A 25,031-nucleotide genomic window follows, 5' to 3' on the forward strand; every position below is an offset into this window, starting at 1 on the left:
TTTTTGACATTTAGTTGTTCCCTTTTATTAACGGTTGACAGCTATTTTAAGTACTTAAAAGGTCACTATGCAGTTCAAATTTGATACCAGTGAGAAATTCCATGCCATTCAGATCAAAGAGCCAGTTTTATCTGCTAATATGACAGAAGATTTGGATGCCTGTTTAATGCCCTTCCTGAAACAGGAAGTTAAAAACGTGGTGCTTAATTTACAAGACATTCAAAACATAGATAACGCTGCCGGTGAGCACCTGGTTAAAATACAACAACACTACTACGAACACAATGCTTCGTTCGTGATCTGTTGTATGCAAAAGCAGGTGGAGAAAGCACTTGATGATGCCGAACTTCTTGAATTGTTGAACATAGCACCCACTGAAAGCGAAGCCTGGGACATTTTACACATGGAAGAAATTGAACGCGAACTCGGCGATTCAATTTAGTTTTAAGTAGTAAGTTTTTAGTTCAAAACTGGTTAACATACCGACTAAATCCGGTCTTCTGACAGAACCGACTTTGTGTCACCTTTACCCGGAGCAAAACATCCGTGAAAACACCTTTTTCGAAATGTTAAAATTCTGAAGAGGGCAAAGGGCAGAGGGCAGAGGGCAGAGGGCAGAGGGCAGAGGGCAGAAAGAATACACCTCAGCGCGGAAGCCCAATCAAAGAACAAAGAACTTATTACAAAGAACTTAGAACAATAGTGATAACGGAGAATTTAAACATGTTTAATAATAGCGAGATCTTCACCCCTTTAGGGGCCGGGGGTAAAAAATACGCCGTAATAGTTGCCGGTGGTGCCGGCCTGCGCATGGGTACTGCTATGCCGAAACAATTTCTGCCATTGCGTGGTAAACCGGTGCTATGGCACTCTCTCAATACTTTCCTGGAAGCCTGGCCCGGGCTGGAGATCATTCTTGTTCTGCCACAAGATCATTTACATACCGGAGAAACCATCGTTTCCACCACCAGCAACCCCGCCCGTATAAGGATCACGGTGGGTGGTGAAACCCGCTTTCATTCCGTTAAAAATGGACTTACCCTTATAAACGAACCATCCATCGTTTTTGTTCATGATGCCGTAAGATGTTTGATCACTACCAACCTTATTCATCGTTGCTACGATGCAGCGCTTGAAAAAGGCAATGCCATTCCGGCCATTCAACCCATCGATACCCTGCGTATTGAAACACCCGATGGCAACCGTTTACTCGATCGCCAACTGGTGCGCATCATTCAAACCCCGCAAACATTTTACAGCGATCTCATCAAAAAAGCCTTCGATCAACCCTACGATACCTCCTTCACCGACGAAGCCAGCGTAGTTGAAAAACTGGGCATACCCATTCAGTTGATTGAAGGCGAAGCCTCCAACATAAAGATCACAAGACCATTAGATATTTTACTGGCAGAAAAGATACTAGAAGAACGTGAATGGTGAGTGGTGAGTGGTGAGTGGGCTCGCGAGCTTTGAGAATTCTTTATGATTTTGCGTCTCCAAATTCTCTGCCTTCTGCCCTCTGCCTTCTGCCCTTTAAACTATTTCTTCCCACTAATCAACTTAACATACCATGGCAACCGGTTCACATACAACCCCGGATACAATTCCAGTTGCGAACCGAAACTGCTGTAGAAAAATGCCAGGTTACTGAAATCGCCGCCTTCAAAATCGAGTAACAAACCGGTGCCGGCATAGTCATGGATAAACCGGTCGATCAAAAAATGTGAGGCGCCCTGCGTTCTGCCATTGGGATGGTTGCCCACAAAAATGTAGTACGCCCGATTATGAGAAAAGAAATACACGCAGGAAGCTACCAGTTCATCGGCAGCTGTATACACCCCGCAGGCGATGGCCTTTTTTTGTGCATACAGAAAATGATACAACCGGGTGAAGTTGTCATAATCCGCCTCGGTTAAATGACTGGTTCGATGAGGTTGCAACCGTGCCAAACGCACCACTTCTTCTACGGGCACATCGGCCGCATACCGGTTATTCAGTTTTTGCGCCCGTTTTATGTTGCGTTTTATATTGTCGCGATACGCATTGTACAACTGTTCGTAAGTTGGCTGCAATGACAAAATAAAATTATTGTGCAGCCGGGTAAACTCAGGTGGTTGGGAAAAGATATTGCCGGCGTTCAAACAGGTATCTATCAATTTTATGGAAGCAGGAATGGCCTGGATAAACTGTGAAACAAGATTGGCCGTTAATGACTGGCCAAACACACCCAGTGCGGCAATAAGACCGGGTCTGTACACATAGGTGATTCCCCATTTTTTCCGCACCGGCAAGGGCATCACCACTTCATAATCGCCCAATACCAGGGCACTCCAATCGGGCGCCATGTGATCGAGGTACCATGAAAAGGCATAAATAACGCCGTTAGGCGCATTTTGAATGCATTGATCCCATTTAACAGGGTCAACCTGGTTGCGATTCAGGTATTGTAGGTTGCTTTGCAACATGATGCCGGTAAGATACTAAAACGGGATCTTATTCTCGGTGGCTTTATGAATATTAAACCGGTGAATGTCTATACTGAAAGAGATCTTTTTCCAGAATGTATTTTCTTCAGGCACCGTTTTCAGGTTGTCCTTGAATTCCTTGCTGTATAATAAAGGAACATACACGTTCAACAGGTCCTTGATCATCGTCACCTGTAACCCCGCTACATACAGAAAGCGGCTGGTGGCGGCGTCTTTTTTCCAGGCTTCGGCATAGGTGCCGGCATCGAAAAATATTTTCACGGGCAGGTTCAGGGGCAACAATCCTTTTGGTAAGGTGGTGGCCAGGTTTATGGACGCGATCCAGTTGTCTGACCGGCCCTGTAAACCCTGAAAAAGATCGGTGCGTAATTTCAAACCACCATCCCGCATCATGATCTGCTGACTGGCCAACCCGGTATTTTCATTCCGGCCCAAAAAATAATTGCTGTACGTATAATCTTCATTGCCCCGAACGGCCGTTAACTTGGGTTGATAGATATACGTGCTGAATTGTTTCGAAAGCGTTTTCTCCCCTATATAACCGAATTTGGCAGCGAACAAACGCATTTGCAAACCACCTTTATTGGCATAATTGAAAAAATAATTGCCGGTAGCCGATGCCCGGTAAAAACCATCGCCTTGTTGTACCTGTAATTGCACATCATACGGATACAACACGCGGTAATCGGCTACATTGAAAGTTAACTGGTTCAAATAACGCCGCGTGGTCTTTCCCTTTGTTGGGTAGTACTCATTATCATCACTCTTCTGCACATATTGAAATCCATTCTCCCAGATCAAAAAACTGCGCCACTCCAGCCATTTCTCTATACTGCTGCGCAGGTCTTTTTTTGCAAAGGTGAATCGCAGGGCCGGTGCCACTTTATAAAAACCGGCGGTTATTTTATTGGCATTGCTATCGGTTCCATCGAGCGTAGAAAAATGCGCGCCGCTTACCGACAGATCAATTTTATCAAAGGTTTTATTCGGCCGCCAGGTATATCCTATCCGGCCAAGTCCCACCAGTTCTTTGCTGCCTGTTGCATACATCGGTGCCAGAAAATACTGCAGGTTGTGCGAAGGGAAGGTGTAATTGTGGAATGCCAACCCGATCATAAAATGATCGTACTCATTGTACCCCATCACCGGCATCAGGTTGATATAATTTACGCTGTCGTAATTTCTTAAGGAGAACAACGCCACAGGCTTTAGCTTTTTACCGTGGACCATCGGGTTGATACCCCCCTTTTGTTGCAGCGTATCAAAAAACTGGTTCACGGCTTTTCCATCACCTACTGTAAAGCTTTGTTGAAAATCTTTTGGGTAAGGGTGTTTGAACTGCCATTGTTTATAATAGGCCCGCATGCAACTGTCGAAGGTTGGCGTGCCCATGGCATGCTCCAAATGTTTTACCAGGATCCCCGTTTTCAGGTACACCACAACCGAATAATTCAAAAAGGTAAAATCGGCGGAAGGCGTTTCAACCGGCTGGTCTTTTTTGATTTTGGCAATGCCATCAACAGCGAGTTCGTTCGGGTCATCGGGCAATCTTTTAGCCAGCCATTTCGGGTAATCCGGTCCGGGGTATTTGATGGCTTTGTAGCGATCATCAAAATAAAAGTTCACGCCTTCATCCATCCAGGGATGGTCGCGTTCGTTGCTGCCCAGGATGCCCATAAACCAGTTATGACCCACTTCATGTTCAATGGTCATGTCGAGATCTTTGCTACCCATGCCGGGTGAAATGCTGGTGATGGTGGGATATTCCATACCGCCATCAAAACCCATTTTCGCTTCCACCACACTTACTACATTATATGGATACTCCCCTATTAAATTCGATCTGAACCGCACCGCATCTTTAATATACTGCACACTTTTACCCCAGGCTTCGCTTTTGCCCGACCGGTAAAAACTCATCGCCCGCACTACCCTGCCCGATGCCAATTGAATAGTATCCTGCTTCACCACAAAATTGGAATCAGCAAACCACGCAAAATCATGTACGTTATCCTGTATATACTGTAAAGTCTTAAACGTTTGCGGAACTCTTGTTCGCCCGCCGCCCACCTCTATTGGAGGGAGAGGTTGATGCCCTTTGCTCTTTGCTTTTACCGCCGAAGCCTTAGCATAGGCAGGCTTTTTCCCTACTGGCTTTTTCCCTACTGCCGACTGCCTACTGCCTACTGCCTTTGTTTTCATCTCTGCCCTCTGCCCGCTGCCCTCTGCCCTTTCTTTCAACCACTGCTTCTCCGCTTCATTCTGCAACTCTCCCGTTGCCGCCACTACATATTTATCCGGAACCGTAATACGCACATCAAAACTGCCAAACTCGCCATAAAACTCACCCTGATCGAGATAAGGCATGGGATGCCAGCCCAGGCGGTCGTATACTGCTGGTTTGGGATACCATTGGGTTACCTGGTAGCTGTGACCGGTATGGCCACCGCGGGAAAAATTAGCAGGTAACTGTACATGAAAGGGCGTGGTTATTTCTGTTTCCTGACCGGGCAATAAAGGCGCCGCCAGGTTCACTTTGATGATGTCTATGTATTGCGGATGATCTTCTGTTTTAAGAATATTACTGCCTGCCCTGAAATCGAGGCGATTGATATAGCCTCTTTTTTCGCGGGACGAGAAATAGAAATCCGTTTTTCCGTTTTGCAGGGTTTGCTCGGTGAAAGCCGTTCTGTCATTCTTAAACGTATTGGGCCATAAATGAAACCAGATAAAACGCAGCGTATCGGGTGAATGATTGACATACCGCAGCTTTAAAAAACCTTCCAGGGAATGTTCGGTATCGTTCAGGGATACATCGATGGTATAATGTACTTCCTGTTGCCAGTAAGTTTGCTGCCCAATGGCGGAAAACTTAATGACCAGCATAATTCCCAGAAGATAAAGCTTTCTCATAATGGTATGTGGTTAATACAACTTAAAGGCAATGGGCCCTCCTTCGCCAAGGCTACGGCGGGCGAAGCAGAGGGCAGAGGGCAGAGAATTTGGAGACACAAAATCATAAAGAAATCTCAAAGCTCGCGAGCCCACTCACTACTCACTACTCACCACTCACCACTCACCTCCTAAAACAATTTCCCTTCCTTATTCAACAGGCTAAAGATGGTATCGAGGTCTTTACCGGCAGCCGTTTCCATTTCCTTTCTAAAATCTTCGGGAGATGGATGTTTGAACTGCCAGTCTTTAAAATAAGTCTGCATCGCTTTATCCAGTGTATCACGTCCAAGCGCCGCTTCCAGCGTATACATAAACACCGCCGTTTTTACATATTCAACAATGCCATAGTCTTCGTTGTTCGTAAAGGCGGCTGATGGCGTATTGATCGCTTGTTTTGTAGGGATCGAATTCAACACTTCATAGATCCTTCCCTGAAACTCATCTACGGGCAGCTCTTTTATATCTTTTGGAATGAAGGAAGAAAGAACGCTGTTGCTGCGGTATTTCTCTGCTTCATACCTGAACTGGTAATAGGTGTTGATGCCTTCGTCCATCCAGGCATACTGGCGTTCGTTGGTACCCAAAATTCCCATAAACCAATTGTGCCCTACTTCATGTGTGATCACACCATCCATTTCTTCTTCTTTTGCGTTCGGACTGGTAATTAACGTGATCATAGGATACTCCATCCCACCCGATGACTGGTTCTTCGGTCCTTCAACAGCCTGCACCACGGGGTACGGGTACTGGCCAATCCAGTTGGAGTAATGACGCACGGCATCTTTTATATAACTGGTGCTGTTCTTCCAGGTTTTGTTGCCATTGGGCTGGCCATAAGAAAACACATCGATGGTATCGTTGGGTGTCAGTTGCAGCGTATCGTAACGCACCACAAAATCCTTAGCGGCAAACCAGGCAAAATCAAGGATATGATCGCCGGTGTATTGCAGGGTTTTTAATTTACCGGGCGTAGTGGTTTTATACGATACCACTTTTGCGCCCTTGTTATTTTCAATACCTATTTGTTTGTATTTGTTCAGTTCGTCTTTTGTTTGCAAGGAACCGGTGGCACCAATTACATATTCGGCAGGCACGGTGATGTCCACTTTAAAACTGCCATATTCGCTGTAAAACTCTCCCTGATCGAGGTAAGGGATGGGATGCCAGCCTTTGTTGTCATATACCGCTGGTTTGGGATACCACTGGCAAACAAAATATTGCTGTCCGCTGTAACCAGACCTTGAATAATAATCGGGCAGTTTTACATTGAATGGAGTGGTAATGGTTACCTGTTTGCCGGGCAACAGGGGTTGTGGTAACAATACCTTTATGATGTCGATATTTTCAGAATCGCTGGCCGTGGCCGCCACTTGTTTGTCTACCTCAAACTTAAGTCCATCGATATACCCGCTTTCATGTACATCTTCATGCGGGTCTTTTTTCAGGGGATTGGCCTGCTTTTCGTTTTCCTTCAACACCACGAGTTGTTTGGCCAGTGCGGTATTTTTATTTTTATAGGCATTGGGCCACAAATGGAACCAGATAAAACTAAGTGTATCGGGCGAATGATTGATGTACGCTACCGACAGATTACCTGTTACACTATGCTTTTTTTCGTTTAGGGCTGCCTGAATGTTATAATGTACTTCCTGTTGAAAATAGTCTGTTTGAGCAAATCCAATTGTAGGCAGTCCTGCAATCATCAACAATCCAACCCCCAGCCCCCTAAAGGGGGTGATCCAAAGTTTTAAATTCATCTTAAATAAAAAATTATGTTTTGCATTTAGCGTCCTTCGGCTTTTAGTTGCCGCGCTGAGGTGTATTTGCTTGCAGCTTATTTCAACCCACCCCTACCCCTCCCAGGAGGGGATTGTTACATTGGGCTTATGGCTGCCTTTGCTTTAGCCTTTCACCTTTAGCCTTTCACCTTTAGCCTTTCACCTATCTTCCTTCTCCCATGAAAATAATGCGTAAGGTATAAACCATGATCTTAAAATCAAGCGCCAGGGAAACATTTTCTATATAGATCAGGTCGTATTTCATCCGTTTTATCATTTCCTCAACATTTTCGGCATAGCCAAATTGCACCATGCCCCAGGAAGTTAAACCGGGTTTTACTTTTAACAGATAGGAGTAATAGGGGACCTGCTGGTGGATCTTATTGATATAATACGCCCGCTCGGGACGGGGGCCTACCAGGCTCATTTCGCCTTTTAAAATATTCCAAAGCTGGGGTAGTTCATCTAACCGCCATTTGCGCATCACGCGCCCCCAGGGTGTTACCCGCGGGTCGCTGGTGGATGACAATTGCGGGCCATTCTTTTCGGCCTGGTGGTACATAGAGCGGAACTTGTAAATACGAAAAGGCCGGCCCTTGTAACCTATCCGCTCCTGCGAATACAGCACTGGTCCCGGTGAACAAAATTTTACCCTGATGATCACATACAGGATCAATGGTAATAGCAACACAATACTCAGTAAGGCTACCGTCACATCTATCACCCGTTTTATATTCAGCTGCCACTGGGGCATTAAACCTGATCTTATATCGGTAAGCACGGCGCCAAACAGGTTGCTGGTTTTTACCGATCCCGACAAAATATCAAGCACATCGGGTACGATCTTTACTTCCACATCCAGTTCGCTCAGCCGGTTCACCACGCGTTCTACCTGCACTTTTTCTTCTTTATCCAGGGCCACTACCACCAGTTTTATATCCCGTTCATCGATCACTTTCTCCATATCGTTTAACCACCCATGCCAGGGAATATGTTTGCTGATGCCATTGGGTTCACCGGCACTTACAAAACCGGTATAATGATAGCCTGCGATCCGCAGGCCCTCACGGGTTTCGAAATATATTTTCTCGGCCACATGATTACCGCCAACCAGCAGGGTATTGAAACGCATATGGCCCTGCAGCAGCTGGCTGCGGACCAGGTTCAACCAAACCACTCTTATTATCCAGGTAAGGCACCAATGCGCACAAACGTAGGCCAGCAGTGCTTTGTAGAAATAGGTGTAATCTTTTTGCGGGTCGTTGATAACGATGCTAAAGAAAATGATGGTACAACCAATAATACAACACAGCAGGGTGATCATGAATTCGTTCAACCTCGACTTGTTGTACATGGATTGGTACGCGCCTACCAGCGCATACAAAAAGATCCAGGTGGGGGGAACAAAGGTGATGCCATACCAAAACCGGTTGTTAAGGTATACCTCATGTTCTACAAAAAGACTTTCGTGCAACAGATACCGCCGGGTAAAGTACAGAACGATCCACGCCATTATGGCTGCTAAGTAGTCACCAAGCAGGTACCAGGTACTATGGATACGTTTTTCCGAATGCATCAGAGGATTACACTGTGATATTATTGTTTTTGATCTTTTGTAAAATCTGGTGCGCTACATCCATGGCCCGGTAACCATCCACTTCGGAAACCGCGGTTGGGGTGTTGTTTAAGATGGCATCGCGAAATGATTCCAGTTCTCTTTTGATCGCATTTACTTCGGGAACCTGTGGATTTACCACGGCTATGGTCTTTTTGCCATACTGGGTATCCAGATCGAAGGAAAAGGCGTCCACGTCCTGAGGAGACTTGAGCTTAATGATCTCGGTTTTTTTATTCAGAAAGTCGATACCAATGTAAGCATCTTTCTGGAATACCCGCATTTTCCGCATCTTCTTCATTGAGATCCTGCTCGAAGTCAGATTCGCCACACAACCATTGTTGAACTCGATGCGCACATTCGCAATATCCGGGGTGTCGGTCATTACGGCTACCCCACTGGCAGAGATCTGTTTTACTTCACTCTTCACCAGGCTCAGGATAATGTCTATATCGTGAATCATTAAATCAAGGATCACACTCACTTCAGTACCACGTACATTGAACTGCGCCAGGCGATGCACCTCGATGAACATGGGGTTCAGGTCCATTTGTTTTACTGCTAAAAAAGCCGGGTTAAACCGCTCCACATGTCCTACCTGCAGTTTTATCCGCGACTCCTGTACCAGGTTCACCAGTTCCTGGGCTTCCTGCATGGTATTGGCCATGGGTTTTTCCAGAAACACATGTTTTCCTTTTCTAATAGCCAGCTTGGCCAGGTTAAAGTGCTGGGGAGTGGGCGCAATTACATCAATAACATCGACGGCATCTATCAGCCGTTCTACATCTAAAAAGCGGGGAAGCTGGTACTTTTCTGTTACATCCTGGGCAGCGTCATCATTTGGATCATAAAATCCTACTACTTCTACTTCTTTGATTTCCTTCCAGTTATTAAGATGAAACTTGCCAAGATGTCCTACGCCGAATACACCGATCTTTAACATATATTCAATTAAGGCGCAAAGATAACAGGATGCGCCCTTTACCAAAACGCTTTTTTACTACCAGTAATTGCGTTGTTTGTTAATAAGTTATCTGAAATGCTTGTATCATGGGTCCCCTCCTGGGAGGGGCAGGGGTGGGTTTGTTCTAAGTTGCGGTTATTGGGTTCGTAGGTTATTGAGTTTGGAGTTCAGGATTTACAGTTTTCTGTTTACTTCGCCCGCCGAAGCCCTGGCGAAGGAGGGTCGCGGCCTTCGACCCACCCTACCCCTCCGAGGAGGGGATAAATACAGTTTCGTTTACGACTGATTTACTTACTTAACGAAAGATGATTTACTCTGATATGTTGTATTGGAAGCGTATATAAACAGGCAGGAGCCTTCTTTGAGGAGGTCTATCAATGGTTGGGAAACCTCGGGCGCTACGGCCGGACAACCCCAGCTGCGGCCAATATAACCCTGGCTAGTGATGAGGTCTTCGCTTACATAATCGGCCCCATGGATCACAATGCCCCGCTTCATGGCGTAATCATTGATGCCTTTTTCCATACCCAGCAGTTTCAGGGAATAGCCATTGCTGCCATTGTAAGCCATGCCGGTTACATAAAAACCCAGGCTGCTTTTGTTCGATGACATTTTATTGCTGAACGAAATGGCCTTTTCCTTGCCCGTCTTCATGCCATGGGCCACATACGTATTGTATAACAATTGATACGTGTTCAGGTCAATCACATACAGTCTTTTATTAATGCTGGGCTGACTGAAATCTACAATAGCCAGCAGGTTGTCTTTGATGTGCCGGGTTTTCACCAGTTTGGCCATGCCTTTCAGGGCCATGGTAAAAACCTTTTTCGACAAGCCCATTGCCTTCAGGTGCAGGCTGTCGTACACATTCAATTTATTGGTGATGGAAAAAATATGCGAAGCACTGGCTGAGGCCGAAGTATCTGAATACGGACCATCGCCCGCACTTTTACCCGCATAAGCAGGGTTGAAAGCCGATTGTAGCGCAAACACGCCTATTAAGAGGAACAGGCATAGCCGTTTTCCCGGTATTTCGATTAATGGTTTTTGCATGGGCCGAACAGAATCTATTAAAAATAGCCCTTTAAACTAACAATAACCAGTCCGGGAATAGACATAAACTGTTTTTAACTTTTAAACAGCCGCCTTACCTTAAGAATGTGAATAACTTTTTAGTCAGTTACCGGGTTCCGGTTGCCGGGTTCCGATTTAATCCCCTCCTGGGAGGGGTTGGGGTGGGTTTGCCGCGCAGAAGTGTATCTCTCTCTGCCTTCTGCTTCGCCCGCCGAAGCCTTGGCGAAGGAGGGCCCTCTGCCCTTAAGTCGACTTATCCTTATTAAACAGGTAATTCACCACAACATAGAAGAAGCCAAATACATTGGCGGTGGTGGTGGTAATAAGGGCTATTAAAACGCCATCGCTCAGGTGAAACACTTTGCGGCTGCACTGCACCACAATGATCAGCACCAGGAACATCCACAATATGGTGATGGCGAAAATAATGACACTAAACACTTTACGTGCTTTGTTGTCATCGAGCAGTCTTTTTAACTGCGCTTTTGAGTAGGCTTGTTTCAGGTCGAGCTCTTCCACCTCTTTCACATTGGTGTCCTTGATGTTCACACTGAGATAGCCCGGCTCTTTCAACTTAGGATACAAAAGGTCTTTCGCCTCACCCACGGGGGCAAGGTCTGGCTTAAGCGGTGTTTCCATTAGGCCCTGATTAGCAGTTTGGCGAAGTAGTTTTTAATATCGTTGTTGCTGATAGGGGTATCTCTTACATCGGGGATATAAACCTTCGACCAGGGGCCATCGGGCTGGTGCGTCCAATAGCTCAGCGACATGGCCGAAATATCTTTTAAGACTTCCCAGGTATAATTGATGATATCGAGGGCATCGGCATCGAGGATATAGGGCACATTATTGACACCGGTAGGATGATAAGAATTGGTATTAGTGATGGGGCTGCTTCCGTAGAATTTGAAATCCTGGTATATTTCGGGGATAACGGGGCCATATAGCCAGGCCTGAAAAGTTTCATTGATAAGCGGTGTACCATGTTTGGCAAGATGGGCCCCCTGCGCAAAATAGACCAGCTTTTGCAACTTCATTTGAGTTACGAACTTCCCTTCATCGATGCCCTTTTTTACAAAGGCATATGCTATTAGTGATGCGGGATAAGACATGGTTATATCAGGTTTTTTGATTTTCCAAATATAAGCAATTTCTTTTTAATTACTAATATCCTTAGTTTTCTATATGTTCGTGGGGAAGGACAGAAGGCAAAGGGCCCTCCTTCGCCAAGGCTTCGGCGGGCGAAGCAGAGGGCAGAGATTTAATACACGTTTGCTTCGCACTCCGAAGGCTAAACCCACCCCTACCCCTCCCAGGAGGGGATCCCTTAACACAAGCATTGCCTTTAACCCTACTGCCTACTGCCTTTTGTATTTCTCTCTGCCTTCTGCCCTCTGCCCTTACAGCTTCTCTCCTATAATCGAATACAACACATTCCGATAATGCTCACTGCAAGGCAATTCCGTTTCCCCCAACAGCACTGCCTTACGGGAAACCGTATCTACTTTTCGTAAGGAAATTATATACGAGCGGTGAATGCGGATAAACTCTTCGTGCGGCAAGCGGTTCTCGAAGTACTTGAGGCTTTGCAACGTTACAAATGGTTTCTTGCTGTCTACCAGGTGAATTTTGGTGTAGTCTTTCAGGCCTTCCAGGTACAGGATATCGCTGTAGAAGATCTTCTGGATCTTGTGCGAGGTTTTTATAAACAGGAAGTCGTCTTTCTTCAGCAACGACTTCGTTTTTCGATAGCTGATATACTCATACGCTTTATTCACGGCCAGCATAAACCGGTCGAAAGGGACAGGCTTTAACAGGTAATCGATGGCATCCAGTTCAAACCCTTCCACGGCAAATTCATTGTGCGCGGTAACAAAGATCACGGCCGGTTTTTTATTCAGCGTTTTCAGGAACTGGGTACCGCTGAGGTCGGGCATGCGAATGTCGAGGAGAACCAGGTCTATTTCCTCTTTTTCAAAATACGGAAAGGCTTCCACCGGCCCTTCACAACGGGCTACCAGGTTCAAATACGGGACCTTTTGAATAAAGTCTTCTAACAGGTCGAGCGCCCAGGGTTCATCGTCGATAATAAGGCAATTAATTCTCATGGTCCAATTCGATTTTCAGATTAACAATATACAGATGATCGTTCTCCACCACCTGCAGCAGGTGACGGTCGGGATATAATACGGCCAGCCTTCTGCGGGCATTGATCAGCCCTACCCCGCCGGTGGTGGTCCTGTTTAACTGGGTAATGGCGTTTTCCACTGTTAGCAATAGCGATTTGCCTGTTGCGGCAATAGCTATTTTTATTTCCGATGGTGCGGTATAACTGATTCCGTGTTTAAAGGCATTCTCTATAAAGGTGATCAGCAGCAGCGGCGCAATAGACAGGCCCGCTACGGCCCCGGTAACCGCATAGTGAACGGTGATGTTCTTCGACAGGCGCAGTTGCTGAAGGTCTATGTAATTGCTGATGTATTCCAGGTCTTGCGACAGCGGTATTTTATCGGCGTTGGAATCGTACAACACATAGCGCATAATGTGCGAGAACTTCAGGATGCTGTGTTCTGTTTGTTCCGATTTAAAATGCGCCTGCGAATAAATGCTGTTGAGGGTATTGAACAGGAAATGAGGGTTTATCTGCAGTTTTAAAAAGTTCAGTTCGGCATTCAGGCGTTCGTTCTCCAGCAGCTTTTTCTGTTTCTCGCTGATGAATAAGGAATGCGCCAGTTTTATAAACCCGCTTAACAGCAGGATCACAATGCCCGAACCCAGGGCGTCTTTGAGCGTGATCATGTACAACATGCGCGGATAGCGCTGGTGCATGAATGGGGGTGGCGGCGGCGGTTCATCCCCAATACCGGGAAAATTTACATGGATAGGTCCCTCTACGTTAATGGCCTTTGCTATAAACGGCCGCGAATACATACGATAAAAGGGTGGGAACCGCCTGGCGTGCGTTTTCAACACATATACTTCCAGCACGAATTGTTGTATGCAGATAAATGCCAGGGCTCCCAGGATGCTTAAAAAGTAACTGAATAATTTCCGATTTTGGAATAAACGCGGCAACAGGAAATAAAAGTTGAAATAGAAAAGACCAATGAGGAAGGATTTGTTAATGACCTCGCGGTAGTAAAAGCTGGCATCGGGGATGCGGATGCGGTATATGAACAGGGGCAGTATGAGAAACAGGCCCCAGAGCAGCGCATGCACGCTTATTACCAGCAGTTTGTGTTTAATTGTTTTAACCGGTTTAAACCCCAGCACAGCTGCAAGGGCACCCCGGATCTTGTCCTTGGTCATTACTTCGATTGAGCACTTGAGACGCCGGACCGTTGCGTCTGCTTTTGCCCAAAGAAGGGATGTGTACCTGATTTTATACTTTCTATAACATTTTGCGCGTAGGTACCGGCTTCCTGTTCGGTGGTAAATCCATTGAAGCCCGCTTTGCCTGGCAGCATGGGCTGGTGAATGACTATTCTGTCATTGACCAAAATATCGTACCCCCAGCCATGTTCAGTTTTAAAAGTGGAGTAGTGTAAATTATTAGCGGGGGTGGCTGGCTTTTGTACAACCAGAAAATAAAAAGAACTGCCGGCAGCAATAAGGATCGCTGCCAGCAGTACCAACATATGTTGTTTAGAGATTGTCCTGGTCATTATCTGCAATGTCTGGCTGCAACTCATACATGTTATCGAAAGGCTGTGTACCGCTGCGGCCGGCCAGTACATAACCATGTGCGCCATTACCCAAAGAAATACCGAGTGCACCGGTACGGGCAGTACCGCTGAAGGCTGTTTTTTCAGTCCATTGGTCAGCAGCTGCGTCATACTCCCAGGTGTGAGCGTTCAGGCTTCCGTTTTCACCGGTAGCCAGGTAACCTTTACCATTGATCACGAATGCAGCGGCATTGTAACGGATGATAGAAGTGTAACTATCATCATAGCTGTCATCGCTGGTGTTGGTGAGCTTTCTCATGGGAGTCCAGCTATCGGCATTGGGATCGTACACCTGCATATCGTTCAGGGCAGAACCGTTGTTGTTACCACTGATGAGATATACTTTACCATTTATAGTGAAAGTAGCAGCTTCTCTTCTTTTTGAACCGGCGATACCGGCTTTTTGAGTCCAGCTGTCAGCAGCCTGGTTGTATTGCCAAACATCTTTCAGGTAGTTGTCGTCGTAACCGGTAGCGATGTAAGCTTTGCCATTGGCATCTACAAATGCTACGGCATCAACGCGGGCAGTACCACCGAAATCGTTCTTTTTGGCCCAGCCATTGCTGTCAACGCTGTATTCCCACATATCTTTTTTATAGTTAACACTGTCATTGTATCCGGTTCCTACATAACCTTTGTTACCCAGGGCAAAGGCTACACCTGAGCTGCGCAGGCCACCACCGAAATCTTTGATCTGTGTCCAGTATTTTTTATCCAGGGAATATTTCCAGAAATCAGCAAAACGTTTAATATCTGACAAACCAGTACCAACAAACACCGTATCGCCAATTTGAAATGAAACGGCTTCACTACGGGCAGGACCATCAAAAAAATCACTGATTGCCCAGTTACCCACTAAGTCGCTTGAACTGCTGGAACTCTTATTACAAGCAGTGTTAATGAGCAGTGGTGCTGTAGCAATCACAAGGGCCAGGGAGTAAACTAGAACATTCTTCATTTTGAGTTTTTTTCTGTTTTTTTTTAAAACATCGCCAGTGATGCGGGTAAGCCGATTTGCCCGATCACGGCCGGCATTTTCACATGCGTCAGTTTTTTAATTTAATAATTCGGCAGGTAAAAATATTTCTGTGTATTCCAAACAACTTTATAAAATAGATCAATAAGGTTATCTAGTCGACCAATATATAATAATAATCTTTATAGCCTTCCCCCGTCGCCCTCCAATAGAGGGGGTGAGAGTTTCCTTTAAGTCATAAAGCTTACTTAAAACAATCTTATCTGGTAAAAAGCTGCAAGCTTACAGAAACAACCAACACGTTAACTGCTGTAAACCACAAGATTAACCAAGTATTAACAATTTTCACCACCCGCTTCATTTTCCTATGCTCACATTTGCAATCTTTCAGGTGCTTATTATAAATTTGCAAATTTGCACAATTTCGGTTGCACATTTGAAATTTAGTTTCCACCGGCAAAAATAATAGCTTCGCCGATTATTCGGTGGCAATAATATATAATAACAAAATTTCGAAGTCGTCTGCTGATAAATTGCAAAGAACTCCCCGCCTACGCCAAGGCTTCGGCGGGCGAAGGGCGGAGAAGGAGGGCCGAAGCTATAGCGAAGGCGGTTTAAATGAACACAAAGAGGTGTTAAAATGATAACAAATATTGCCCAACACAGAAACTATAAACCTTATATTCCATTACTTTACACCGCGCTACCCCGACCCGTCGGGGAAATGCCTCGCTATGCGGTATACATTGAACCTAAAACCTTGATTTTAGCTTAAAAATTCACTCACTAACCATAATATGCGTATACACAAAAGGGTACCTTTCATTCTGACTTACTGCTTACTGTTCACCAGCCTGTTGTCATCGTGTTATAAAAAAGATGTACAGGTGGGTACCGAACTGGCTGAAAGCCATACCCGCATTATTACAGTAGATACGGTTGCCGTGCAATTATCCAGCTATGTACTGGACTCCTTTACCACCAACAACAATGAATTTGCCCTGATAGGTAATTTCTTCGACAACTATACCGGCAAAACAGTCGCCAGTACCGTTTTTCAGGTAGGCCCGCCCACCCTCAGCGAAGATGTGGCCACCCTGATGCCTAAAAGCGCCGTATTCGATTCCCTGGTGTTGTATATGCGCCCCAGCGGTTACTATTATGGCGATACCACCAAACCTTTTGCCATCAACGTAAATGAGCTGAGCCAACAGCCCGACTATACTTTCCTTACCTTTTTTTATAATAATTCAAAAGTGAATATCCTGCCCAAACAGCCAATCGGCTCCTACGGCCAGGCTATTCGCCCTACCCCCCGCGATTCGGTAAAAATAAGACTGCCGCAAGCCACCGGGCAGGACTGGTACGATAAGATCCGCACCAAAGCCACCCAGTTCGCCAATGAAACCAACTTCCTGGATTATTTTAAAGGCGTAACCATTGCTCCGGCCACCAACACCCCCGGCGCAGTATATGGCTTCAACCTGGCCGATAGCAGTGTTCGCATAAGACTGTACTTTCACCAAACCATTCCTTCCAAAATCGATAAGTTCCTCGATTTCATCATAACCCGTACCAGCTACCAGTATAACCGCATACTCACCGATCGTACCGGTACTACCCTGGAACCTACTACGCGGGGCCAGCACGAGTTCTTTGCCAGCAACGCCAATCCGTTCGCTATTACCCAGGCCGGCACCGGCGTTTATCTGAAAGCCAGATTCCCATCCCTGCGCGACGTTCTTAAAATAGACGATGTGGTACGACTGATGGATGCCCGGCTGATCTTAAAACCAGTAAAAGGCACCTACGATTATTTTACCAACAGCCTGCCCAATCCGCTGCAGTTGAAAATAACCGATGCCTCCAATACCCCCGGCAGTGCCCTGCTCGATTCAACCGGCCAAGGCATTCAATACGTGTCCCCTTTCATCGATTTCATGTACGGAGCCAATACGTCTTATACGTTCAACGTAACCAGTTACATCAACTCATTACTGAACACGTCGGGCAGTCAGGATATGGGACTGTTCATTATACAGGACGATGCACAAACAGCCAAGGAGATCACCCGCGGAGTAATGGGCAGCCGGCAAAACACGCAATACGAAACCAAACTGGTCTTAAACATTCTGACAATTGACTAACCACTATATAATGAGAAAGATATTTATACTGACCGGGGTTTTTGTGGCGTGTATGGGCACCTTACGTGCACAGAACCTGAGCTCGCCTTATTCTGCATACGGCATTGGTGAAATTCAGGACCAGGACCCGGATCGCAGCAGCGGTATGGGCTACACCTCCACAGCCCTGTTGGCCACCCCGGGTTTTCTGATCAATAAAAACCCGGCCTCGCTGATTGGCCTGGAAAGAAGTCTGGCCCAGGTTGATCTCGCCCTGATTGGCAAAACCGTTACCTTCAAAGGCGATGCCATCACCACCGATAACAACAAAGCCAAAGACCTCGTTATTAAACGCATTTCCGTTTCCGCCAAAATAAACAAACACTGGGCCAGCAGCATCGGTTTCAAACCTTATACGCTGGTGAACTATTCCTACACCGCACAAAAAAGCATAGAAGGCAGCAACGCTACCTACACGGGTTTGTATGATGGCAACGGCGGTTTACACAATATTTTCTGGAACAATGCCTTTGCCGTTGGCAAACACCTGGCACTGGGCCTCCGTTCCAATTTCATCTTCGGTTCTATTAACCAGATAGAAACCCTGCAGGGCGTTACCCTTTCCACACCTATTATTTCACAGATAACCAATTACTACAGCGGTTTCCGGTTTGAAGGCGGCGCCATCTATGGCAACCGCATCAGCAAGAACTGGAAATTCTCTGTGGGTGGAAAAGTAACCACCAAAACCGACCTGGACGTAAGCAAAACATTGACCGTACAGGAAGGCACCAGCGTGGTTGAATCGAACAAAGACCTCGGTGACGACAAGTTCACCTTACCCTGGCAATACGATGCGGGCATTGCCCTCGTAAATAAAGGCCGTACCACTTTTACCGTTGACTATAGCCGCGCCAACTGGAACGGCATGAACCCCGGCGGTACTACCTGGACCATGGTTGACCGCGACCGCTACTCTGCCGGTGTGCAGTTCAGCAACCAGGTTCAACGGTATGGTTTAGTTGCCGAGAAAAGTTATTTCCAGGCTGGTTTGTTTACCGGCCAATCATACCTGCAGGTTAAAGGCCAGCAGATAAAAGAAATGGGTGCTACCCTTGGTTATGGTGGTTATGTAAGCCGTGGCCTCGCCTTTCACCTCGCCGCTGAAGGTGGTACCAGAGGTACGATGGCGAATAACTTAGTAAAAGAAACTTATTTCCAGTTTACGCTGGCGCTTTCTTATAGAGAGGTGTTGTATAGTAAAGGACGTAAGTACGATTAATATAGTTGAAAGTTGAAAGTTGAAAGTTGAAAGTTTAAAGTTTAAATACATTTAAAAAAGGCTCCCGATACATCGGGGGCCTTTTTTGTTCTTAGTTCTTTCTGCTGAAAAGTTTATGAAGTTGAAATATGATCGCGAGGGTGTATTCTCCCCCCTTCCGCCAGCTGGCGGAGGCCGGGGGGAGGCTCCTGCCGCGCTGTGGGGCCTTTCTTATTTTGTTCTCTTATAGAAATACAACTTCACCGACGATGCCAACCCCTTTTCACTAATAGTATAATAACCCGAATCGCTGTTATCGAAAACGATGGCTTCGCCCTGGGGTTCCTGTTGATAGGGTAAGGAGGTATATTTTTTATGCAGGGTTTGGGGAATGGTTTCGCCGGCTGTACGCGGGTAATGATAAATGGCATCGTAGGTTTTTACTACTATCTCTTTTCCATTGGGTGAAATAGCCGCACTCACCACATAGTTATAGGGCAGCTCCCCAACTTCCTGTACCTCGTTCATTCCTTTGGTACTATTGATTACCGGTAACTTAAACAGCTTTGAATGCAGATCGGTTTTGGTAATGATGTAGATGTCGTTGGTATCGGGATCTACCAGGATGGCTTCGGCATTGTGGCTGCCATCGGGATAAAAGAAACTGATCCTGTCTACGTTCCGCACCGTATCCACGTTTGCCTTCGGTTCTTCCAACCGATAGATGGTATAATCATCGTATGCCAGCAGGTTATCGCCCGTTTCTGCAATGTACAGGTATTGTTTACCGGGGACAGGACCGCCCCCTAACACAATGTCTTCCCAATCACGGTTCTGGGCATCGGCCAGGTGTATCGTTTTCAACACCGTGCCATTATGTTGCAACAAGGTTAAGTCGGGTGGGTTGCCACTGTCCTGCTCTACCCATAAATAACCGGGGTTGGCCTTGCTGTCGGCAATGCCCGATGCTTCAATCAGTGTTGGATCATTTACCGGGTATTCCTGTGGCGTATTGGCAAAGCCGGGGGTGTTGCCGTTATCGTGATTTTGATTACAGGCCGTTAGCCCTATCAGCAAGAAGAGTGCAAGGCGTTTTTGATTCAACATAACGCTCTAAGTTATTAAATATACCCGCAATATGGTTTGCCGAAACGAATAAGCAGGTGTGAATTTATGGTTAACGCTAATTTTCTCCCGATTTCATAAGCTCAAATACAACCGATTATTTATATTGCCAGCACCGCGTGTTATGGCGGTCCCAGCAACTACTTCCCAATTCCGGTTAAGCGCCTTATTAAGGTCTCCGGGGTTTTTATTCCCTTTACTGAACCAGCTATTACAAGGCAATATCCATTAAACAGAGCGATTGTTACCATGACCAGTATGCCATTATACACATCACTTACACCTAACAACAAATACGAACCTGTATTTGAACGAGCGCTTTCGCCCACCACAACCATCACCTTACGCCCCTTATCGTTACCCGACGACTGGCGCTATATAGGCAAATGGCTGCAACGCGAGTTCGGGCGCCGCCTCACTTCCCTTTCGCATTTGCCCGAAAAGTATTTACGCGAAACGTTATCTATCATGCTGCAATGCGATTTTGCCCAACCCTTTGTGGGACTTATCAACGAACAGCCTTCCTTTTTGATAGAGCTTTGTGATGGCGACAAACAATGTGATGCGCGGGAAGGCGGCGTACATTTGTTTGAACCGGGTGACCACGCCATGAAGCTGGTGGTATCGCACCCGGTTATGCACATCCGTTACTGGAGTGCGTACGCTTTGTTCTGCAGCCTGGATTATTTTTTCTCGCACCAGCAGGTGAAACGAATTGTATGGCAGCTGCATGAGAGAGATAAGTACTACATTAATCTGGCTAACCAATTTGGGTTTAAACGCAGTACGATCAACAACCAGTCAGGGGTACATGTTTTCCTTTATTTGCGGGAAAATTATAAACAGTTTTTGACCAACTACCATCTGCGTATGCAAAAATTTCAGTAAATTATATATGGGTCCCTGTTATACTGCTCCCCTCCAATACTTCCAAAACCGAATATATACAGGCTATCCGTCCCGGGTACTCCCCTCTTTGCTTAAATGAAGAGGTGGGTGTTCACATTCATAAACAGTTTTTTATTATTTTCGTTTGTTAATCTCCGTATGCATCCCGGGATCAGACAAACGGGTAGCATTTTAAACCTTATTTTATGCCCTTGAGTAAACAGGATATCACGTATATCCGGCAGGCCAAAACGATTCTTGACGAAAACTTCGACCAGCACATTACCATTCCACATCTTGCCCGGCAGGTGGGCATCAATGAAGCAAAGCTCAAAGAAGGGTTTAAGGAATTATATGGCAATCCCATCCATACCTATCTGCAGCATCTGCGTCTTGAAAAAGCCAGGCAGCTGTTGTTGACTACCTCCATGGCTATTACCGATATTACATATCATATAGGGTATAGCCACGTGACGCACTTTACCTCTTTGTTTAAAAAGGAGTTTGGGTTGACGCCTAGTGAGTGGCGGAAGGAGAACAAAGCGGAGTGAGTGAGAGGGCAGAAGGCAGAGGGCAGAAGGCAGAGAGGAAAGGCAATGGGAAAAGGCAGAAGGCAAAGGGCAGAGGGCAGAGATGAAAGGCAATAGGCAATGGGCAATAGAAATACAATCCAAATGCAACCTGGCCGCGATGGTGTGTATTTCTCTCTGCCCTCTGCCTTCTGCCTTCTGCCCTACAGGTTCTGCTTCCGTAACTCACTTACAGCAAAATCAGCCGCTCTTGCAGTCAAAGCCATATAAGTAAGCGACGGGTTCTGACAGGCCGAAGAAACCATACTGGCGCCATCGGTGACGAAGACGTTGGGGGCATCCCAGACCTGGTTATGCGCATTGAGGACTGACGTCTTGGGATCTTTGCCCATGCGGGCGGTTCCCATTTCATGAATGCCCTGGCCGATGGCATAGCCTTTACTATCCCAGGTGGTGATGTTTTTTACGCCGGCGGCTTCAAACATGGCTACCAGTTCCTGTACAATGTCTTTGCGCATGGCCCATTCGTTTTCTTTTAATTCGGCATCCATGGCCAGCACGGGCAGGCCCCATTTATCTTTTACGGTGGGATCGAGTGAGATCTTGTTATCGTGGTAAGGTAATATTTCACCAAAACCGGTGGCGCCGATGTGCCAGGCACCGGGTTCGGAGAGGGCTTGTTTTAGTTCGGCGCCTACGCCCAGTTCGGCTACGTCGCGTTGCCAGTTATCGCGACTGGCACTGCCCTGGTAGCCATAGCCGCGCAGGAAATTGCGTTTGTCGCCAAACAGGTTGGCAAAACGGGGGATGTAGAATCCATTGGCGCGGCGGCCATAGTAGTATTTATCTTCGAAGCCTTCAACGAGTCCTTTTGCGCCCAGCATGTAGTGATGGTCCATGAGGTTATGGCCCAGTTCGCCGCTGCTGCTGCCTAAGCCGCCGGGCCAGGTGTCGGTGGCGGAGTTCAGCAGTACCCAGGTACTGTTGAGGGCGGAGGCGCATACGAAGACTATCTTGGAATAGAACTCATAAGTTTTGTTGCTTTCGGCATCCAGCACTTCAACGCCTTTGGCGCGTTTGGCGTCTTTGTCGTAAATGAGTTTGGTGACGATTGACCAGGGCCTTACCGTTAGGTTACCGGTTTTAACGGCTGCGGGCAACGTAGAAGACTGCGTACTGAAATAGCCGCCAAAGGGGCATCCTTCCCAGCAGCGGTTGCGGAACTGGCATTGGGTACGGCCCTCGATGGGCGCGGTGAGATTGGCCACGCGGCCTATAAAGAGATGACGTTGATTTTTATAATGGCTTTTGATGCGGTCACTCACGTCCTTCTCCACGCAATTGAGGTCCATGGGAGGCAGGAACTGGCCATCGGGCAATTGGGGCAGTCCTTCTTTGGAACCGCTGATGCCGGCGAAGCGTTCAACGTGGTCGTACCAGGGGGCGAGGTCGCGGTAGCGGATGGGCCAGTCGACCCCATGGCCATCTTTGGCGTTAGCTTCGAAGTCGAAATCGCTCCAGCGGTAGCTTTGCCGGCCCCACAATAAAGACCTACCGCCTACCTGGTAACTGCGCCACCAGGTGAAGGGCTTCTTCTCCACGTACGGACAATCCTTTTCATTGGTCCAGTAGCCCATCAGCTGTTCATAGGCGATGGTACCACCGGCCCAGTCGCGGCTGGCGACGGGGAAGTCGTTCCGTTGCTGGTCCGTTTCCGTACCGCGGTGTGGTAGGTCCCACGGATTTAGGTTGGCAGTCTTATAATCTTTGATGTGTTCAACATTCCGGCCCCGTTCGAGCATCAATACTTTCAGGCCTTTTTCGGTAAGTTCCTTAGCGGCCCAGCCGCCACTGATTCCGGAACCAATTACAATAGCATCATATGTATTTTGCGTAACAGCTTTGCTGTTTACATTGAGAGAATCCCCGGGCATAGCATCGTTTTTAGGTAGGTGAATTTACCTTATTTAGGTGTTCTTTCGACACTTAGTAGATTAAATTTTATTTACGAGAAGGGCAAGCCTCCCCCCGGCCCCCTCCGGTGGAGGGGGAGTGTTTCAACCTAATCACTAGTCCGCAATGCTCGACTATTCGGGATTTTACTGCAAGGAACCTTTAAATGTTATTAGGTCGAATATTTGCGCGAGGCTGTATTCCTCCCCCTTCCGCCAGCTGGCGGAGGTCGGGGGGAGGCTACAGTTTAACCACTTTAATCGTCTTCACCTCCCCGTTCCCCCAATGCACCACCAACGAATAAATCCCCTGCGGTAAAGAATTCATTTGTAGATCGAATTGATTCAATCCTACGGAGGCATTGGCGGTATTGAGTTTTACCAGGGCGCCGGTATGGTCGTACAGGTGCATGATGACGGTTGTTTTGGCGGCGGCTTCTAATTGTAACCAGGCATTGCTGTAAGCCGGGTTCGGGAATACGCGGGCGGCTTCGTTTACGCCACAGTTGCTTTGTACGGCAGGGGAAACGGTTTGATGGCCGTTGGATTCTTCGGTGGTAATGCGGTACCAGGCGCCGTTGAACGACTGGGCATCGGTGTAGGCGTAGGTATGGCTATTGGTTATTGGGATGGTGGCCACGGGCTGCCATTGGATGCCATTGGCGCTGCGGCTGATGATGAATGTGCCGGTGTTGATAACGCCCGGGCTTTGCCAGGTGATGACCACCTGGTTGTTGATGCATTTGGTATGAAGGTCATTGATCATTACTGGTAGTAAAAACATTTCAGAAGAAAGGGTGAACCGGGCCAGACTGGCAACGTTGATCTGATCGACATAGTTGGTGGCGGTATTGCGGGTATTGTGGCCCAGATCGCTCCAGGAGGTGGTGTTAGGGCTTTTGTATACCGACAGGATGGACTCCCCCAGCCCGTTCAATTCTGCATCGAAATAGTTGATGCCGATGGTGGCGTTTAAGCCCGTGTTGTTGGCGGGCATGATGTCGTAATACCGGAAAATGGAATTGAGCATCCCGAGGCCATTACTTTGCGACACATGACCACGGCGAATAACGGTGCTGCCCAGACTGGCAGGCGAAGTGATGACCACGCCGAGGTTACCGGGGTTAGCAGCAGCCGGGGCATTCAGCACATTGGTTATTTCCACATAGCCGCCGGTAGTACCGGTAATGCGGTTGTTCTCGCTTTCGCCATTGAGGTAAGCTGATGGCGCCAGGGTGATGTTGTTGTTATTCAGATCGAGCAGGCCGTTGGTGAACAGCAGCTGGTTATCGATGTTGATGTTGGTTTGTAATTGCAGTTGGGCACCTGGTTTGTTCAGCTGCAGGGCATAGAACTGCGTGGTACCGGTTCCGGCAATAGCCGTGTTGTTATTCCCGGAGAAGGTAACAGTTCCCGCATTATGGGAGAAGGTACCATTGTTCACCATATTGAGGTCATCAACTACCAGGTAACCGCCTGATACCACTACCTGCGCGCCGCTATTGGTAAACTGGCCGCGGGTGCAGATGGGCAAGCCTGCAGCCAATAATAAAAAGGGTATATATCGAGTCATAGG

21 protein-coding genes are annotated in these 25,031 nt (G+C 47.0%); 6 read left to right on the forward strand and 15 right to left on the reverse strand.

The features are described from left to right. The first annotated feature begins 67 nt into the window (after positions 1-67). On the forward strand, positions 68-442 hold the full coding sequence (locus BMX95_RS25110; protein ID WP_081197687.1) for an STAS domain-containing protein: 375 nt from the start codon (positions 68-70) through the stop codon (positions 440-442). Positions 443-723: 281 nt separating this feature from the next. Next, positions 724-1,440, forward strand: coding sequence for a 2-C-methyl-D-erythritol 4-phosphate cytidylyltransferase (locus BMX95_RS25115; RefSeq protein WP_081197686.1), 717 nt, complete (start codon positions 724-726; stop codon positions 1,438-1,440). 98 nt (positions 1,441-1,538) lie between these two features. On the opposite strand, the gene BMX95_RS25120 is transcribed toward BMX95_RS25115, so the two are convergent. The 12 genes from BMX95_RS25120 to BMX95_RS25175 all read right to left on the reverse strand — a co-directional run bounded on the left by BMX95_RS25120 (position 1,539) and on the right by BMX95_RS25175 (position 15,555). Further along, positions 1,539-2,465, reverse strand: coding sequence for a GNAT family N-acetyltransferase (locus tag BMX95_RS25120; RefSeq protein WP_081197685.1), 927 nt, complete (start codon positions 2,463-2,465; stop codon positions 1,539-1,541). A gap of 15 nt (positions 2,466-2,480) precedes the next feature. Beyond that, entirely contained in the window at positions 2,481-5,399 is a 2,919-nt protein-coding gene (locus BMX95_RS25125; protein ID WP_081197684.1) for a M1 family metallopeptidase, read from the reverse strand. 170 nt (positions 5,400-5,569) lie between these two features. Then, complete coding sequence (locus BMX95_RS25130) at positions 5,570-7,198, reverse strand: M1 family metallopeptidase (RefSeq protein ID WP_081197683.1); 1,629 nt, start codon at positions 7,196-7,198, stop codon at positions 5,570-5,572. A gap of 184 nt (positions 7,199-7,382) precedes the next feature. Next, entirely contained in the window at positions 7,383-8,795 is a 1,413-nt protein-coding gene (locus BMX95_RS25135) for a sugar transferase (RefSeq protein ID WP_081197682.1), read from the reverse strand. Between the two features lie 7 nt (positions 8,796-8,802). Beyond that, the gene (locus tag BMX95_RS25140; protein WP_081197681.1) at positions 8,803-9,777 is read right to left on the reverse strand and encodes a Gfo/Idh/MocA family protein; all 975 of its coding nucleotides are present in this window, start codon (positions 9,775-9,777) and stop codon (positions 8,803-8,805) included. Positions 9,778-10,089: 312 nt separating this feature from the next. Beyond that, positions 10,090-10,851, reverse strand: coding sequence for a murein L,D-transpeptidase catalytic domain family protein (locus tag BMX95_RS25145; RefSeq protein WP_081197680.1), 762 nt, complete (start codon positions 10,849-10,851; stop codon positions 10,090-10,092). Between the two features lie 264 nt (positions 10,852-11,115). Beyond that, the gene (locus tag BMX95_RS25150) at positions 11,116-11,511 is read right to left on the reverse strand and encodes a hypothetical protein (protein WP_081197679.1); all 396 of its coding nucleotides are present in this window, start codon (positions 11,509-11,511) and stop codon (positions 11,116-11,118) included. Then, a complete protein-coding gene (locus BMX95_RS25155) occupies positions 11,511-11,984 on the reverse strand; it encodes a Panacea domain-containing protein (protein WP_081197678.1) in 474 nt (157 codons plus the stop codon). The genes BMX95_RS25150 and BMX95_RS25155 overlap by 1 nt, the downstream gene beginning before the upstream one ends. A gap of 288 nt (positions 11,985-12,272) precedes the next feature. After that, positions 12,273-12,980 carry a LytR/AlgR family response regulator transcription factor gene (locus tag BMX95_RS25160; protein WP_081197670.1) on the reverse strand — a complete coding sequence of 236 codons (708 nt, stop codon included), beginning with the start codon at positions 12,978-12,980 and terminating at the stop codon, positions 12,273-12,275. Beyond that, positions 12,970-14,181, reverse strand: a complete 1,212-nt coding sequence (locus BMX95_RS25165; RefSeq protein WP_081197669.1) for a sensor histidine kinase — start codon at positions 14,179-14,181, stop codon at positions 12,970-12,972. The genes BMX95_RS25160 and BMX95_RS25165 overlap by 11 nt, the downstream gene beginning before the upstream one ends. After that, a complete protein-coding gene (locus BMX95_RS25170; protein ID WP_165758814.1) occupies positions 14,181-14,537 on the reverse strand; it encodes a DUF4907 domain-containing protein in 357 nt (118 codons plus the stop codon). The genes BMX95_RS25165 and BMX95_RS25170 overlap by 1 nt, the downstream gene beginning before the upstream one ends. Then, complete coding sequence (locus BMX95_RS25175; RefSeq protein WP_081197667.1) at positions 14,518-15,555, reverse strand: Kelch repeat-containing protein; 1,038 nt, start codon at positions 15,553-15,555, stop codon at positions 14,518-14,520. The genes BMX95_RS25170 and BMX95_RS25175 overlap by 20 nt, the downstream gene beginning before the upstream one ends. An 815-nt stretch (positions 15,556-16,370) precedes the next feature. Here BMX95_RS25175 and BMX95_RS25180 point away from each other — a divergent pair. After that, the gene (locus BMX95_RS25180) at positions 16,371-17,720 is read left to right on the forward strand and encodes a DUF4270 family protein (protein ID WP_081197666.1); all 1,350 of its coding nucleotides are present in this window, start codon (positions 16,371-16,373) and stop codon (positions 17,718-17,720) included. A gap of 10 nt (positions 17,721-17,730) precedes the next feature. Further along, entirely contained in the window at positions 17,731-18,981 is a 1,251-nt protein-coding gene (gene bamG, locus BMX95_RS25185) for a BamG family beta-barrel-assembly machinery protein (RefSeq protein WP_081197665.1), read from the forward strand. 210 nt (positions 18,982-19,191) lie between these two features. Here bamG and BMX95_RS25190 read toward each other — a convergent pair whose 3' ends face one another. Next, positions 19,192-20,067, reverse strand: coding sequence for a hypothetical protein (locus BMX95_RS25190; protein ID WP_081197664.1), 876 nt, complete (start codon positions 20,065-20,067; stop codon positions 19,192-19,194). 276 nt (positions 20,068-20,343) lie between these two features. Here BMX95_RS25190 and BMX95_RS25195 point away from each other — a divergent pair, with 276 nt between their 5' ends. Together BMX95_RS25195 and BMX95_RS25200 are read left to right on the forward strand one after the other, a co-directional pair. Continuing rightward, the gene (locus BMX95_RS25195; protein ID WP_165758813.1) at positions 20,344-20,973 is read left to right on the forward strand and encodes a GNAT family N-acetyltransferase; all 630 of its coding nucleotides are present in this window, start codon (positions 20,344-20,346) and stop codon (positions 20,971-20,973) included. Positions 20,974-21,179: 206 nt separating this feature from the next. Further along, positions 21,180-21,524, forward strand: coding sequence for a helix-turn-helix transcriptional regulator (locus BMX95_RS25200; RefSeq protein ID WP_081197662.1), 345 nt, complete (start codon positions 21,180-21,182; stop codon positions 21,522-21,524). 182 nt (positions 21,525-21,706) lie between these two features. Here BMX95_RS25200 and BMX95_RS25205 read toward each other — a convergent pair whose 3' ends face one another. Beyond that, the gene (locus tag BMX95_RS25205; protein WP_081197661.1) at positions 21,707-23,437 is read right to left on the reverse strand and encodes a GMC oxidoreductase; all 1,731 of its coding nucleotides are present in this window, start codon (positions 23,435-23,437) and stop codon (positions 21,707-21,709) included. A 259-nt stretch (positions 23,438-23,696) separates the two neighbouring features. Continuing rightward, positions 23,697-25,028 carry a T9SS type A sorting domain-containing protein gene (locus tag BMX95_RS25210; protein WP_081197660.1) on the reverse strand — a complete coding sequence of 444 codons (1,332 nt, stop codon included), beginning with the start codon at positions 25,026-25,028 and terminating at the stop codon, positions 23,697-23,699. Between the last annotated feature and the right edge of the window lie 3 nt (positions 25,029-25,031).

It is taken from the genome of Niastella yeongjuensis, from assembly GCF_900110245.1.
Taxonomy (GTDB): Bacteria; Bacteroidota; Bacteroidia; order Chitinophagales; family Chitinophagaceae; genus Niastella; species Niastella yeongjuensis.

Coding starts and splice junctions, on each gene's coding strand:
- BMX95_RS25145 (WP_081197680.1), bottom strand. CDS start 10,851: ATGCAAAAACCATTAATCGAAATACCGGGAAAACGGCTATGCCTGTTC.
- BMX95_RS25205 (WP_081197661.1), bottom strand. CDS start 23,437: ATGCCCGGGGATTCTCTCAATGTAAACAGCAAAGCTGTTACGCAAAAT.
- BMX95_RS25115 (WP_081197686.1), top strand. CDS start 724: ATGTTTAATAATAGCGAGATCTTCACCCCTTTAGGGGCCGGGGGTAAA.
- BMX95_RS25210 (WP_081197660.1), bottom strand. CDS start 25,028: ATGACTCGATATATACCCTTTTTATTATTGGCTGCAGGCTTGCCCATC.
- BMX95_RS25170 (WP_165758814.1), bottom strand. CDS start 14,537: ATGACCAGGACAATCTCTAAACAACATATGTTGGTACTGCTGGCAGCG.
- BMX95_RS25110 (WP_081197687.1), top strand. CDS start 68: ATGCAGTTCAAATTTGATACCAGTGAGAAATTCCATGCCATTCAGATC.
- BMX95_RS25195 (WP_165758813.1), top strand. CDS start 20,344: ATGCCATTATACACATCACTTACACCTAACAACAAATACGAACCTGTA.
- BMX95_RS25125 (WP_081197684.1), bottom strand. CDS start 5,399: ATGAGAAAGCTTTATCTTCTGGGAATTATGCTGGTCATTAAGTTTTCC.
- BMX95_RS25120 (WP_081197685.1), bottom strand. CDS start 2,465: ATGTTGCAAAGCAACCTACAATACCTGAATCGCAACCAGGTTGACCCT.
- BMX95_RS25175 (WP_081197667.1), bottom strand. CDS start 15,555: ATGAAGAATGTTCTAGTTTACTCCCTGGCCCTTGTGATTGCTACAGCA.
- BMX95_RS25135 (WP_081197682.1), bottom strand. CDS start 8,795: ATGCATTCGGAAAAACGTATCCATAGTACCTGGTACCTGCTTGGTGAC.
- BMX95_RS25140 (WP_081197681.1), bottom strand. CDS start 9,777: ATGTTAAAGATCGGTGTATTCGGCGTAGGACATCTTGGCAAGTTTCAT.
- BMX95_RS25155 (WP_081197678.1), bottom strand. CDS start 11,984: ATGTCTTATCCCGCATCACTAATAGCATATGCCTTTGTAAAAAAGGGC.
- BMX95_RS25160 (WP_081197670.1), bottom strand. CDS start 12,980: ATGAGAATTAATTGCCTTATTATCGACGATGAACCCTGGGCGCTCGAC.
- BMX95_RS25150 (WP_081197679.1), bottom strand. CDS start 11,511: ATGGAAACACCGCTTAAGCCAGACCTTGCCCCCGTGGGTGAGGCGAAA.
- bamG (WP_081197665.1), top strand. CDS start 17,731: ATGAGAAAGATATTTATACTGACCGGGGTTTTTGTGGCGTGTATGGGC.
- BMX95_RS25130 (WP_081197683.1), bottom strand. CDS start 7,198: ATGAATTTAAAACTTTGGATCACCCCCTTTAGGGGGCTGGGGGTTGGA.
- BMX95_RS25200 (WP_081197662.1), top strand. CDS start 21,180: ATGCCCTTGAGTAAACAGGATATCACGTATATCCGGCAGGCCAAAACG.
- BMX95_RS25165 (WP_081197669.1), bottom strand. CDS start 14,181: ATGACCAAGGACAAGATCCGGGGTGCCCTTGCAGCTGTGCTGGGGTTT.
- BMX95_RS25180 (WP_081197666.1), top strand. CDS start 16,371: ATGCGTATACACAAAAGGGTACCTTTCATTCTGACTTACTGCTTACTG.
- BMX95_RS25190 (WP_081197664.1), bottom strand. CDS start 20,067: ATGTTGAATCAAAAACGCCTTGCACTCTTCTTGCTGATAGGGCTAACG.